At 67.1% G+C, this 13,987-nt stretch carries 11 protein-coding genes; 7 read left to right on the top strand and 4 right to left on the bottom strand.

All coding sequences use genetic code 11. The annotated features are described in order from the left end of the window. Positions 1–51: 51 nt before the first annotated feature. Positions 52–339: a hypothetical protein gene (locus tag ACH0AE_RS05225; protein ID WP_294443726.1), complete on the bottom strand. Its 288-nt coding sequence runs from the start codon at positions 337–339 to the stop codon at positions 52–54. A 155-nt stretch (positions 340–494) separates the two neighbouring features. Here ACH0AE_RS05225 and ACH0AE_RS05220 point away from each other — a divergent pair, with 155 nt between their 5' ends. The 3 genes from ACH0AE_RS05220 (at position 495) to groL (ending at position 4,017) form a co-directional block, all read left to right on the top strand. Further along, on the top strand, positions 495–1,901 hold the full coding sequence (locus ACH0AE_RS05220; RefSeq protein WP_294443727.1) for an MATE family efflux transporter: 1,407 nt from the start codon (positions 495–497) through the stop codon (positions 1,899–1,901). 133 nt (positions 1,902–2,034) lie between these two features. Next, the gene (groES, locus tag ACH0AE_RS05215) at positions 2,035–2,322 is read left to right on the top strand and encodes a co-chaperone GroES (RefSeq protein WP_406875511.1); all 288 of its coding nucleotides are present in this window, start codon (positions 2,035–2,037) and stop codon (positions 2,320–2,322) included. 57 nt (positions 2,323–2,379) lie between these two features. Beyond that, positions 2,380–4,017, top strand: coding sequence for a chaperonin GroEL (gene groL / locus ACH0AE_RS05210; RefSeq protein WP_406875510.1), 1,638 nt, complete (start codon positions 2,380–2,382; stop codon positions 4,015–4,017). A gap of 180 nt (positions 4,018–4,197) precedes the next feature. On the opposite strand, the gene ACH0AE_RS05205 is transcribed toward groL, so the two are convergent. After that, positions 4,198–5,085, bottom strand: coding sequence for a DMT family transporter (locus ACH0AE_RS05205; RefSeq protein ID WP_294443732.1), 888 nt, complete (start codon positions 5,083–5,085; stop codon positions 4,198–4,200). A 140-nt stretch (positions 5,086–5,225) separates the two neighbouring features. Here ACH0AE_RS05205 and ACH0AE_RS05200 point away from each other — a divergent pair, with 140 nt between their 5' ends. Continuing rightward, complete coding sequence (locus tag ACH0AE_RS05200) at positions 5,226–7,010, top strand: ABC-F family ATP-binding cassette domain-containing protein (protein ID WP_294443734.1); 1,785 nt, start codon at positions 5,226–5,228, stop codon at positions 7,008–7,010. On the opposite strand, the gene ACH0AE_RS05195 is transcribed toward ACH0AE_RS05200, so the two are convergent. Next, positions 7,007–7,813, bottom strand: a complete 807-nt coding sequence (locus ACH0AE_RS05195) for an ATP-binding protein (RefSeq protein WP_294443735.1) — start codon at positions 7,811–7,813, stop codon at positions 7,007–7,009. The genes ACH0AE_RS05200 and ACH0AE_RS05195 overlap by 4 nt on opposite strands. Before the next feature lie 59 nt (positions 7,814–7,872). After that, positions 7,873–8,859 (bottom strand): mannose-1-phosphate guanylyltransferase, encoded by a 987-nt coding sequence (locus ACH0AE_RS05190; RefSeq protein WP_406875547.1) that lies wholly within the window; start codon positions 8,857–8,859, stop codon positions 7,873–7,875. 254 nt (positions 8,860–9,113) lie between these two features. On the opposite strand from ACH0AE_RS05190, the gene ACH0AE_RS05185 reads away from it, so the two are divergent. From ACH0AE_RS05185 to prsR, 3 genes are read left to right on the top strand one after another with little or no spacing between them, the layout of a single operon-like run. After that, on the top strand, positions 9,114–10,502 hold the full coding sequence (locus ACH0AE_RS05185; RefSeq protein ID WP_294443739.1) for a TIGR03013 family XrtA/PEP-CTERM system glycosyltransferase: 1,389 nt from the start codon (positions 9,114–9,116) through the stop codon (positions 10,500–10,502). A 24-nt stretch (positions 10,503–10,526) separates the two neighbouring features. Further along, positions 10,527–12,596: an XrtA/PEP-CTERM system histidine kinase PrsK gene (prsK, locus tag ACH0AE_RS05180; protein WP_294443740.1), complete on the top strand. Its 2,070-nt coding sequence runs from the start codon at positions 10,527–10,529 to the stop codon at positions 12,594–12,596. Next, on the top strand, positions 12,593–13,939 hold the full coding sequence (gene prsR, locus ACH0AE_RS05175) for a PEP-CTERM-box response regulator transcription factor (protein ID WP_294443741.1): 1,347 nt from the start codon (positions 12,593–12,595) through the stop codon (positions 13,937–13,939). The genes prsK and prsR overlap by 4 nt, the downstream gene beginning before the upstream one ends. The last annotated feature ends 48 nt before the right edge of the window (positions 13,940–13,987 follow it).

The raw sequence follows: 13,987 nt of genomic DNA, 5'->3' as shown, positions 1-13,987 counted from the left end.
ACCCGACGGGTGTGACGCGCGTGCCGCGCCACACCCGCCCGGCTCTGGTGCTTACTTCTCGCCGTTGTCCTTGACGCCGACCACCGGCACGTCGACTTCGGTCTTCTTGGTGCCGACGACCACTTCCTTGCTGTCGACGTCCACCTTAGGCAGCTCGCCGCCCTTGGCGCTCACGTCCACCTGCGGCAGCGACCCTTCCTTGACGTCCGCGCTCCAGAAGCCGGTCGCGAAGAGGACCACGACCACCAGGGCCACGATCCCGAGCAGAATTGCAATCGTCCGCCCGGCGCCGCCACGGCGAACCACGACATGATCGTCCGTTGTACGATAATCGGCCATGACTTCCTCTCCCTCAACACTGTCTACACTGCGCTGGAACCCGTCTTGCTGCGCCTTTGTTCCGGCACCGTAAGCAAACATTTCTGGATCCGGCCTGTCGGGCGACCGCGCCGTCTCTTTCCCATGTAACACTTTGCGCCTAACGCCCGGCGACCATGGAACTTGCCGCCCCTCCCCCGCTGACCGGTAGCCGGCCGGAAACCGATCGCGCGGAATTGTCGGCGCTCGTTCGGATCGCGGCGCCTTTGGTGGGCGCGAACCTGCTTCAGATGGCGGTCAGCGCAGTCGACGTGATCTTCGTCGCGCGGCTCGGTACCGTCGATCTCGCCGCCGCGACGCTTGGCGTCTTCATGTTCAATCTCACCATGTACGCGCTGATCGGCCTCACCAGCGCCGCCGCGCCGCTGATCGCCGCGGAGCTCGGCCGGCGCAAACATGCCGTCCGCGAGGTGCGTCGAAGCGTCCGCATGGCCTTGTGGGTCGGCGCCGCGGGCGCGATCCCGGTGATCCTGCTCCTCGCGCACGGCGAGACATTGCTGCTGCTGGCCGGCCAGGATCCCGAGGTCGCGCGGCGCGCCGGCCATTTCCTCGACATCATCATGATCGCGATCGTTCCGGGCGTTGCCGCGGGCGTCATGCGCACCTCGGCGGCTGCGCTCGGCCGTCCGGGCTGGGCCTTCGTCGTCACCGGCCTGGCGCTCGGCATCAGCATCCTGGCCAATTGGATGCTGGTGTTCGGCAATCTCGGCGTCCCTGCGCTGGGGCTCGAAGGCTCCGCGCTCGCCAGCGTCATCAGCCTGACCGCCATGGCGCTGGCCTATGGGGTGATCCTCAAGTTCGACCGCCGCCTGCGTCGGTACCGTCTGTTCGGCCGCTGGTGGCGCACCGAATGGTCCCGCTTCCGCGAGATCATCCGGCTAGGCGTGCCGATCATGCTGACCTGGGTGTTCGAGGGCGCGCTGTTCGGCGGCGCGGCGATCCTGATGGGATTGATCGGCGTCACCGAGGTCGCCGCCCATGCGGTCGCGCTCAACATCGCCGCGATCGCCTTCCAGGTGCCGTTCGGCATCGCCCAGGCAGCCACGATCCGCGTCGGCATGGCCTATGGCGCCCGCGACACGCTGTGGATCGCCCGCGCCGGCCGCGTCGCGCTCACCCTCGGCATCAGCTTCATGGCGGTCACTGCCTTTGCGATCTGGGCGATGCCGCGCCTATTCGTCAGCGCCTATGTCGATGTCGATGATCCTGCCAATGCGGCCGTCGTCGCGCTCGCGATCAAGTTCCTCGCCATCGCCGCCATGTTCCAACTCGTCGACGGCGCGCAGGCCGTGGCGGCGGGCGTGCTCCGCGGCCTGCAGGACACGCGCGTCCCGATGCTGATCGCGCTGTTCGGTTATTGGGTGATCGGCTTCGGCACGTCCGGGCTGCTCGGCTTCTGGGCCGGATGGGAAGGCGTCGGGATCTGGGTCGGCCTGGCCGTCGGGCTGCTCGCCGTCTCGATCCTTCTCATGTGGCGGTGGCATGCACGCGGGCGGCTTGGGCTGTTGCCACGCACGTCCTGACGATTTGTTCCGATTTTTTGCGTCGTCCCCCCGTTGACGACTCAACGGGCCATTCACATATGGCGGCTGTTGGCACTCGTTTCAGGGGAGTGCCAAGAAACTGTCACACACCGCTCAACAAGAGGGTACAGCCATGAACTTCCGTCCGCTGCACGACCGGGTGCTCGTACGCCGCGTCGAGGCCGAGGAAAAGAGTGCTGGCGGGATCATCATCCCGGACACCGCAAAGGAAAAGCCGCAGGAGGGCGAAGTCGTCGCCGCCGGTTCGGGCACGAAGGCCGAGGACGGCAAGGTCACGCCGCTGGACGTCAAGACCGGTGATCGCGTCCTGTTCGGCAAGTGGTCGGGCACTGAAGTCCGCGTCAACGGCGAAGACCTGCTGATCATGAAGGAATCGGACATCCTCGGCGTCATCGCCTGAGATCTCGTTCGATCGCCTCAACTTCCTCAACATTCGTTCATTTGAAAGGGTAGCCCCATGGCAGCCAAGGACGTAAAATTCGGCCGCGACGCACGCGAGCGCATCCTGAAGGGTGTCGACATCCTCGCCGACGCGGTGAAGGTCACGCTCGGCCCGAAGGGCCGCAACGTCGTCATCGACAAGAGCTTCGGCGCGCCGCGCATCACCAAGGACGGTGTGTCGGTCGCCAAGGAAATCGAGCTCAAGGACAAGTTCGAGAACATGGGCGCGCAGATGGTGCGCGAAGTGGCCTCGAAGACCAACGACATCGCCGGTGACGGCACCACCACCGCGACCGTTCTCGCTCAGGCGATCGTTCGCGAGGGCATGAAGTCGGTCGCAGCCGGCATGAACCCGATGGACCTGAAGCGCGGTATCGACCTCGCCGTCCACAAGGTCGTCGACGACATCAAGGCGCGCTCGAAGCCCGTCTCGGGGTCGCAGGAAGTTGCCCAGGTCGGCATCATCTCCGCGAATGGCGACCGTGAAGTCGGCGAGAAGATCGCCGAGGCCATGGAGAAGGTCGGCAAGGAAGGCGTGATCACCGTCGAAGAGGCGAAGGGTCTCGAATTCGAGCTCGACGTCGTCGAGGGCATGCAGTTCGACCGCGGCTACCTGTCGCCGTACTTCATCACCAACCCGGAAAAGATGCAGGTCGAACTGAACGACCCGTATATCCTGATCCACGAGAAGAAGCTGTCGAACCTGCAGTCGATGCTTCCGATCCTCGAGGCGGTTGTGCAGTCGGGCCGTCCGCTCCTCATCATCGCCGAGGACATCGAGGGCGAGGCTCTGGCCACGCTCGTCGTCAACAAGCTGCGCGGCGGCCTGAAGGTCGCAGCGGTCAAGGCACCGGGCTTCGGCGATCGTCGCAAGGCGATGCTCGAGGACATCGCGATCCTCACCAAGGGCGAAGTCGTCTCCGAGGATCTCGGCATCAAGCTCGAGAGCGTCACGCTCGGCATGCTCGGCACCGCGAAGCGCGTCACGATCGACAAGGACAACACCACCATCGTCGATGGCGCGGGTGATGCCGAAGCGATCAAGGGCCGCACCGAGGCGATCCGTCAGCAGATCGAAGTCACCACGTCCGACTACGATCGTGAGAAGCTCCAGGAGCGTCTCGCGAAGCTCGCTGGCGGCGTTGCCGTGATCAAGGTCGGCGGCGCGACCGAGGTCGAGGTGAAGGAGCGCAAGGACCGCGTTGACGACGCGCTGCACGCAACCCGCGCTGCCGTCGAAGAGGGCATCGTTCCGGGCGGCGGCACCGCGCTGCTGTACGCGACCAAGGCTCTCGAAGGCCTGAAGGGCGACAATGACGACCAGACGCGCGGCGTCGACATCGTCCGCAAGTCGCTGACTGCGCTGGTGCGTCAGATCGCACAGAACGCTGGCCAGGACGGCGCCGTCGTCTCGGGCAAGCTGCTCGACCAGACGGATACCGCGTTCGGCTTCAACGCTGCGACCGACACCTACGAGAACCTGGTTGCGGCCGGCGTGATCGACCCGACCAAGGTCGTCCGCACCGCGCTCCAGAACGCCGCATCGGTGGCGGGCCTCCTCATCACCACCGAGGCGACCGTTTCCGAGCTGCCGGAAGACAAGCCCGCAATGCCGGCAATGCCCGGCGGCGGCATGGGCGGCATGGACTTCTGATCAGATTGCGGCCGTCGCCAGCGCGAACGCTGGCGACGGACTCGCACCGGATCGGCCAGCCGGTCGGCAAAGCCGAACCAGTCTGACGTCCAGCAGCGGCTCCGCCGCTGCCATCGACCAAAAGAAAGGGCCGGAGCGCACCAGCGCCCCGGCCCTTTTCTTATGCGGGCGCCAGGTCCCTCAGGCCTGCTCCCGCTCCGCCAGCAACTGCGTCGCCTTCTTGGATCGAAGCGCTACCACCAGCACCCCCGCCAGCGCCAGCATCGCCCCCGCAATCATCCGCATGTCCAGCTTGTCCCCGGTCAGCGCGACACCAAAGGCGATGGTGAACAGCGGCGTCATCAGCGTCAGCGGCGCTAGCAAATTGGCCTCATAGCGGCGGATCAGCCCGTAATAGCTTGTGTGCCCCAGCACCGAGACGACGAGCGCGGCAAACAGCACTGCGCCAACGAATGGCCAGCCGACTGCCATCGCACTCGCCCATTGGCCGTCCTCGAACACTGCCGATGCCAGCGCCAGCGGCAGGAACGAGACCAGGCCCACCCACGCCTGGAAGCGCAGCGGCGCCACATCCTCCACCTGCTTCATCAGCACCGCGCCCAGCGATCCCGTGAACGCCGCGCCGACGACGAACCACAGCCCGGCGGAAAGATCGATGCCCTCCGGGTTCCACACCACCAGCAGCACGCCCGCCAGCGTCAGCGCAATGCCCAGCCCGCGACGCCAGTGGATTCGCTCGCCCAGCATGACGATCGACAGCAGTGTCGTGAACGGCACGCCGATCTGGATCACGACCGCCGCGGCCGACGGCGACGCGGTCTGCAGACCGATGAAGAGAAGCGCGAAATTGCCCGCACCCATCAGGATGCCGATCGCCACGATCCGCCAGCGCGGCCGCGGCATCGGCAGCAGCCACGGCAAGGTCGCCGCGATCACCACCAGGAAGCGCACCGCGGCGAAGAACAGCGGCGGCACCGCCCAATTGCCCACCACGATCTTGCTCAACACGTTGCTATATCCCCACACCAGACAGATGAGGACGAGGAGCAGGAAGTCGCGGATCTTCATGCCGCACCCGTGGCAGAGGGCGACGGCGGACGCCAGACAGCCGCGCTTTTGCGGGCGATACCTCTCACCCCATCGCAAGAAGCCGCCCGTCGTTATTGCCGGCTTGGCGCATCGCGCCCGGCCCCCTATCTGCCGCCCCCATGGCTGCCCCTATTCTCGCGTACGAAGACCTTGGCCTCATCCAGGGCGCCGGCTGGTTGTTCCGCCACCTCAATTTCTATGTCGGCCCGCGTGATCGGCTGGCGCTGATCGGCCGGAACGGCGCCGGCAAGACGACGCTGTTGAAGCTTATCGCCGGCACGATCGACAGTGACGAGGGCCGCCGCACCATCGTGCCCGGCACCCGCGTCGTTCTGCTCGAACAGGATCCAAACCTCGCCGGCTTCGCCACGCTGGCCGATTACGTCCTTTCGGGAGCCGACGCGCCCCAGCATTTCGAGGCGGATGCGATCGCCGACCAGCTTGGCATCGATCTGTCGCGCGACGCCGCCACTGCCTCAGGCGGCGAGCGCCGCCGCGCCGCCATCGTCCGTGCACTGGCACAAGACCCGGACGTGCTCCTGCTCGACGAGCCGACCAACCATCTCGACATCGGCGCGATCGAATGGCTGGAGGAATGGCTGAACCGCTACCGCGGCGCCTTTGTCGTCATCAGCCACGACCGTACCTTCCTGACCCGCCTGACCAAGCAGACGCTGTGGCTCGATCGCGGCAATCTGCGCCGGGCCGAGGTCGGCTTCGGCGGCTTCGATGCTTGGACCGAGCAGGTCTATGCAGAGGAGCAGCGCGCCGCCGAACGGCTCGACGCGAAGCTCAAGCTTGAGGAACACTGGCTGCTGCGCGGTGTCACCGGCCGCCGCCGCCGCAACCAGGGCCGCCTTACCAAATTGAAGGAAATGCGCGCCGCCCGCGCCGCAATGATCGGCCCGCAGGGCGCTGCCGCGCTCGCCATGGGGCATGACGACAACAAGACGAAGGTCGTCATTGATGCCGAGCATGTCACCAAGGAATATGACGGCCGCACGATCATCCGCGATTTCACCTTCCGGGTGACGCGCGGCGACCGCATCGGCATCGTCGGCCGCAACGGCGCGGGCAAGACCACGCTGCTGCGCCTCCTCACCGGCGAGCTTGCCCCCGATAGCGGCAGTGTGAAGCTTGCCAAGACGCTCGACGGCATCATCATCGATCAGCAGCGCAAGCTGATGGCGCCGGAGAAGACGGTGCGCGATGTGCTGGCCGACGGTGGCGACTGGATCGACGTGCTCGGCACCAAGAAGCACATCCACGGCTATCTCAAGGAATTCCTGTTCGATCCGAGCCTCGCCGAGGCCAAGATCGCTTCGCTCTCCGGCGGCGAACGCTCCCGCCTGCTGCTCGCGCGCGAGTTCGCCCGCCACTCGAACCTCCTCGTCCTCGACGAGCCGACCAACGATCTCGACCTCGAAACGCTCGATCTGCTGCAGGAAGTGATCGGCGACTATGACGGCACGGTGCTGATCGTCAGCCACGATCGTGATTTCCTCGATCGCACCGTGACGGTCACGCTCGGCCTCGATGGCTCGGGCAAGGTCGACATCGTCGCCGGCGGCTATGAAGATTGGGAGCGCCAGCGCGCCGTTCGGGCCGAGCCCGCACGCAAGGCCGCGGCAAAGACGGCCACCACGCCAGCCCCCCCGCCGCCGACGCGCACCAAGCTCAGCTACAAGGACCAGCGAGATTTCGACCAACTGCCCGCGCGGATCGAGGCGCTCGACGCAGCGATCGCGCGCGATGAGGCACTGCTCGCCGATCCCGCCCTCTACACCCGCGATCCCGCCCGATTCGACGCGCTGATGAAGTCAGTCGCTGCCGCCCGCGACGAGAAGGACGCCGCCGAAATGCGCTGGCTGGAACTCGCCGAGATGGTCGAGGGGCTGGGCTAAAGCGCCTTGCCCGCGCGCCCGGCAAGGTCGACCACATATTGCCACGCGACGCGGCCCGATCGGCTGCCGCGCTTCGTCGCCCATAGCAGCGCATCCTGCGGCTCGAACGGCAAGCCGTAGCGCTCGGCATAGCCGCGCACGATGTCGAGGTAGAGCGGCTGGTCGACGACGTGGAAGCCCAGGCTCAGGCCGAAGCGGTCCGCCAGGGCGAGATGATCGTCCACCGCGTCGCGCGGATTGATCGCATTTTCCTGCTCGTGAATGTCACGCGGGATGAGGTGCCGCCGGTTAGACGTGACCACGAGCCGCGCATTGGCTGGCCGCGCCTCGGCACCCCCTTCCAGCAGTGACCGCAAGGTGCGCGCATCGGCCGCCGCATCGAAGCCCAGATCGTCGAGGAACAGCACGAAGGCGCGCGGCACATCCGCGATTGTGTCGAACAGCGCCGGCAGGCTGTCGAGCCGATCCGCAGCCATCTCGATCATCGCGAGCGCTCCGCCCGCGCCCTGCACCGCACCAACCGCAGACTTCACCAGTGCGGACTTACCGGTGCCCCGCGCACCCCACAGCAGCACGTCCTGCGCGGCATGGCCAGCCGCCAGTCGTTCCAGGTTCGCCAGCAGCGCATCCTTCTGCGCCTCCACCCCGTGGAGCAACTCCAGCGGCAGCGGCGCGAAGGCGCGCGCCGCCACCAGAACGCTGTCACGCCAGACGTAGGCGGGGTGGGCTAGCGGATCGGCAGCCGCCGGCGGCGGGGGCGCCAGCCGCTCCAGCGCGTCGGCAATGCGGGCGAGATCGTCCATACCCGGCTGCTACGTGCCGGGCGACGCCGGTGCAACGCCTCCCGCCCATCGCCGCGGGATCAGTCCTTCATCGCCTCCAGCAGCTTCTTCACGTCCTGGCTGCGTCCGCGCGGCAGGATCAGGATATCGTTCCCCGACGCGACCACGATCAGGTCCTGCACGCCCACCATCGCGATGCGCACGCCGTCAGTCCGCGCCAGGCAGTTGGTGGTGTCGAGCGCGATCACTTCTCCGCGGATCGCATTGCCGGCCTCATCGGCTGCGCTAATCGCGTGCAGCGCGTCCCAGCTGCCGACGTCGTTCCAGCCCATCGCCACCGGCACCACCGCCACGCGGTCGGCCTTCTCCATCACCGCATAGTCGATCGACTCGTTCGGCGCTTCGGCGAAGGCGCGCGCCGACGGCCGGACCTGCGTGCCGGCGCGCTCGCCTTCCGCGAGAGAGCGCCGCACCGCCTCCAGCATCTTGGGTTCGTACTGCGCGAGCGCATCCAGGAACGCGTCCGCGCGAAACAGGAAGATGCCGCCGTTCCACGCATGGTCGCCGCTCGCCAGCATCGCCTCGGCCGCCGCGCGCGGCGGCTTTTCGACAAAGCGGTCGACGCGGTGGACGCCCTCGGCGATCTCCTCGCCCACCTTGATATAGCCATAGCCGGTTTCCGGAGCGTCCGGCGTGATGCCGAAGGTTACCAGCCAGCCGTCCTCCACCATCGGCAAGGCAGACGCGATCGCCGCGCGGAACGCGGCCACATCCTCGATCACATGGTCGGACGGCATCACCAGTAGCGGTGCGTCCGGCTGCGGCGCAACCAAGGCGGCGAGCGCGATGGCCGGCGCGGTGTTGCGGCCCATCGGCTCCAGCACCAGCGCCTGCGGCTTGGCGCCGATCGCCGCCAGCTGTTCCTCGATCATGTCGGTGTGCCGCGCGTTCGCCACCACGATCGGTGCTGCGAACTGTTCACCGGCCGCACGACTTGCGGTCAGCTGAAGCATGGTCTCCTCCGCGGTCAGCGCCAGCATCTGCTTGGGACGCTCCGGGCGGGACATCGGCCACAAACGTGTCCCCGATCCACCGGACAGGATGACGGGAACGATCGACGGCATCGTTTACTCCTCACATGGCAGAGCAGTCGACCGGATGGCCGACACGCAGATGGTTATCTGGAAATCCCCCGCGCCGTACAATGCGCATGTTTCATTTCCGATCCATCACCAACTCCGCGATTCAGGCTTTGTTTGCCATTTCCTGCGACAGGGGGTGTCGGATCCCTTTACACGGCGGTACGGGCAAAGCGCGGGCGATGATCAGGGTATTCAAACATTACGTTCCCAATGCCGTCGCGCTGCTTGGCCTCATTGACCTCGTCATCCTGCTGTTCGCCGCCGAAGCCGGTTGGCTGATCCGCGCCTGGCAGCTCGATATGGCGCCGGAGACGATCTGGACCCGGCTGCCGCAGCTCGTCACCTTTGCGCTGCCCCTCGCCACCGCGATGGTCGCGGTTGGCGCCTACCAGGCCGACGTGCTCGTCTCGACCCGCCAGGCAACCATGCGGCTGGTGGTCGCGATCTCGCTCGGCGTCATCTTCCTCAGCCTGCTCTTCTTCTTCTTCCCCTCGATCACCTTCTGGCGATCGAGCCTCTTCTACGCGATGCTGATCGCGATCACCGGGCTCGTCGCCGTCCGCCTCCTGTTCGGCAAGCTGCTTGGCGGTGAACGGTTCAAGCGCCGCATCGTGGTGCTCGGCGCCGGCCATCGCGCCGCGCGGCTCGCCGCCCTGGAGCACGCCAATCGTTCCAGTTTCGTCGTCGCAGGCTTCGTGGCCATGGGCGAACCGGCAATCGTCGTCGACGGCGCTATCCCGCGCAGCGACATTCCTAACCTCGCGGCCCATGTCGTCGAACTCGGCGCGACCGAGGTGGTGCTCGCGATCGAGGAGCGCCGCAACGCGCTGCCGCTGAAGGATCTGCTGCGCGTCAAGACGACGGGCGTCCATGTCAACGAATTCTCGACCTTCCTCGAACGCGAAACCGGCCGGATCGATCTCGCCAGCGTCAACCCGTCGTGGCTGATCTTCTCCGATGGCTTCGCGTCGGGACGCATGCTGTCGGGCATGGCCAAGCGCGCGTTCGACGTCGCTGCGAGTGCGCTACTGCTGCTGTTCGCCGCGCCGGTGATCCTCCTCACCGCGATCGCCATCAAGCTCGAAAGCCGCGGCCCCGCCTTTTACCGCCAGCGCCGCGTCGGGCTCTACAACGAGCCTTTCGATATCCTGAAGCTCCGCTCGATGCGCGCCGATGCGGAAGTCGCCGGCAAGGCGGTCTGGGCCGCAGAGAGGGATCCGCGCGTCACCCGCATCGGCCGCTTCATCCGCAAGGTGCGGATCGACGAGCTGCCGCAATGCTGGAGCGTGCTGAAGGGCGAGATGAGCTTCGTCGGTCCCCGCCCGGAGCGCCCGCAGTTCGTCACCGAACTGGAAGAGCATCTGCCCTATTACGCCGAACGGCATATGGTGAAACCGGGCATCACAGGCTGGGCGCAGATCAATTATCCCTATGGCGCCTCGGTCGAGGATGCGCGGCACAAGCTGGAGTATGATCTCTATTACGCGAAGAATTACTCGCCGTTCCTCGATCTCTTGATCCTGCTCCAGACATTGCGCGTGGTGCTGTGGCCGGCAGGCGCGCGCTGATGCGTCAGCCTTGGTCGTGACGCGGTGATCGGCGCATCGCTCGGCTTGTGGACGCACGCGCTTGCCGCGCTGCTGTTCGGTACGCTCGCGCTGGCGCAGCTTCGCGCCGGCGGCAGCGGGCTGCCGCGCGTCACCTTCATCGCCGCGCTGCTCGCGACCTCGCTCTGGGCGCTCGCCGTCGCCGGGATCGACAATCTGGACGTCGCCACCCGGATCGCCGAAAGCATCCGCAATCTCGCCTGGCTCGCCTTCATGTATGCGATCGCCCGGCGGGATAGGGGCAATCCCGATCTTCACTGGATCGCGGGGGTCTATGCGGCGGTCGCGCTGGTGGTGGTGGCCACCGCGGGCCTCGCGATCGCCTCGGCGATGGTGGATGATCCGGAGGCAACCGCCGCAATAGCTTACACCCGCTCGGCGTTCCGCACGCTGTCGACCGTCGCGGCGCTGATCCTCGTTTATCGGCTCCGCGGCGCGGCGGCCTGGCGCACGCGCGGCGGCGTGCGGGTGGCGACGCTCGCGCTCACCCTGATGTGGAGCGCGGATCTGGTGATCTATGCCGCCGCCTGGGCAACGGGCGATTGGCCGGTCGGGCTGATCGACGCCCGCGGCGCGGTGATGGTCGCGCTTGCCCCGTTATTCGGTCTCGCCGTCCAGCGGGACGGCGAGTGGCAGCTCCAGGTCTCGCGCACGATTGCGCTGCAATCGCTCTCGTTGCTGACGATCGTGCTCTACGTGGTGGTGACGGGTCTCGCGACCGGGCTGCTTGCTTCGGTCGGCGGCAGCCACGCGCGGATCGTACAGACAGCCTTTGTCTTCGGCACCGCCGCGGCATTGCTGACGGTGGTCTCCACCCCCTGGATTCGCGCCTGGGTGAAGGTGCTCATCTCGAAGCATCTCTTCTCGCACCGCTACGACTACCGCAACGAATGGCTGCGCTTCACGGAGACGTTGGGCACGCCCGGCGCCGGCGCATCACCGCTCGACACCCGCGTCGTGAAGGCGGTGGCGGACCTCACCGGTTCGCCGGGCGGCGCCTTGCTGGTGCCGGATGATGCGGGTCTGGATGCCGGCCCGGCGTGGAACTGGCCCGACTCGCCAGCGCCGCCGGCCGCCGACAAGGCGCTGTTCGCCCATCTCGCCGCCAGCCACCGCATCCTGGAGCTCGACGCAGTGCGCGCCGGTCGTGCCGATCGCGCCGATGCGGCAAGCATCGCGCCCTGGCTGCGCGATCATGCGGATGCCTGGGCGGTGGTCCCCCTGATCCACTTCGATCGGCTCGCCGGAGCGATCGTGCTTGCCCGCCCGCCGGTCGACCGCGCGCTCGACTGGGAGGATTTCGACCTGCTCGGCGTGGCTGGGCGACAGGCCGCCAGCTATATCGCCGAGGCACGCACCCAGGCCGCACTCGCCGACGCGCAGCGGTTTGACGAGTTCAACCGCCGCTTCGCCTTCATCATGCACGATCTGAAGAACATGGTGAGCCAGTTGACGCTGGTCGCACGCAATGCCGAGCGGCATGCCGACAATCCGGCCTTCCGTGCCGACATGGTGGCGACTCTTACCGAAACGTCGAACCGCATGAACGCGCTTCTCGCGCGCCTGTCGCAGCATCACGGCGCGCGCGGCGAACCGCGCCGCGCGGTCGCGCTGCTTGATCTCGCCGAACGGATAGCCAACGCCCGCCGCGCCCAGCACCCGGTCACCGCCGATGGCGCCCCTCACGTGCTCGCCAACGCCGATTGCAGCGCGCTCGAAACGTTGCTCTCGCATCTGGTGCAGAATGCGATCGAGGCGAGCGGCCAGGAGGCCGCCGTCGCACTCCACGTTTCCGCCGAAGACGGCCGCGCCGTCATTACCGTCAGCGATCGCGGCTGCGGCATGTCGCCCGCCTTCGTGCGCGATCAGCTCTTCAAGCCGTTCGTCTCCGCCAAGCCCGGCGGGTTCGGCCTCGGTGCGTTCGAGGCGCGCCAGTTGGCCGAGGCGATGGGCGGCACCGTCACCGTCACCAGCCGCGAAGGCGAAGGCACGAGCTTCCGTGTCACGCTGCCGCTGGCGGCACCCGAAACCACCGCGGTGGGGATTGCGGCATGACCGAACAACGCAAGCTGCTGATCGTCGAGGACGATCTCGGGCTGCAGCGCCAGTTGCGCTGGGCTTATGATGGATATCAGGTGATCGTCGCCGGCGATCGCAGCAGCGCGATCGAGGCGCTGCGCGCGGAGGAGCCCGCCGTCGTCACGCTCGATCTGGGTCTGCCGCCCGATCCCGACGGCACCAGCGAGGGTTTCGCGCTCCTTGCCGAAATCCTGTCGCTGAAGCCCAATACCAAGGTGATCGTCGCCTCCGGCCACGGCGCGCGCGAGAGCGCGCTCAAGGCGATTGCCGACGGCGCCTGGGATTTCTACCAGAAGCCGATCGACATCGATGCGCTCGGCCTGATCGTCGCGCGCGCCTTCCACGTCCACGATCTGGAGGCCGAGAACCGCCGCCTGTCTGCCAGCGCCGCCGCCCCGGCGCTCGGCGGCCTCATCACCGCCGCGCCCGAAATGGCCAAGGTCATGCGCACGATCGAGCGGGTGGCGCCGGCCGATGTCTCGGTAATGCTGCTCGGCGCCAGTGGCACCGGCAAGGAGCTGCTCGCCCGCGGCCTGCATGAAGCCTCGCCACGCGCCAAAGGCGCCTTCGTTGCAATCAACTGCGCCGCGATCCCGGAAACGCTGCTCGAAAGCGAGCTGTTCGGCCACGAAAAGGGTGCCTTCACCGGAGCGGTGAAAACCACCGAGGGCAAGATCGAACAGGCACAAGGCGGCACCCTGTTCCTCGACGAGATCGGGGACGTTCCCTTGCCCTTGCAGGTCAAGCTGCTGCGCTTCCTTCAGGAACGCGTGATCGAGCGGATCGGCGGCCGCAAGCCGATCGCGGTCGACACGCGCATCGTCTGCGCCACGCACCGCGACATCGATGCGATGGTCGCCGACGGCTCGTTCCGCGAAGACCTCTACTATCGCCTCGCCGAAATCGTCGTTCGCATCCCCGCGCTGGCCGAGCGTCCCGGCGACGCGGCACTGCTCGCGCGGCATTTCGTGGCGAAGTACGCGCGCACCATGAACCCCGCCGTCACTGGCCTTGCGCCCGACGCCCGCGCCGCGATCGACGCGCACGACTGGCCCGGCAATGTCCGCGAGTTGGAGAACCGGATGAAGCGCGCGGTGATCATGGCCGACGGCAAGCTCGTCACCGCCGCAGACCTCGATCTTGCGTCTGCGGACGACGCGCCGATCAACCTTCGCGCCGCCCGCGAGGCGGCGGACCGTCGCGCGATCCGCCACGCACTCGCCCGGGCGGATGGCAATATCTCGCACACCGCCCGCCTCCTCGGCGTCAGCCGCCCGACGCTCTACGATCTCCTGAAAAGCTACGATCTGCATGCTTGATACGCCCGCGCGATACCCGATGCTGCGGGGCAGACGCCGCCGTTCGCG

The organism is Sphingomonas sp. 179-A 2A2 NHS (genome assembly GCF_045371305.1).
GTDB lineage: Bacteria > Pseudomonadota > Alphaproteobacteria > Sphingomonadales > Sphingomonadaceae > Sphingomonas.
This window is presented reverse-complemented; position numbering and strand designations above follow the sequence as displayed.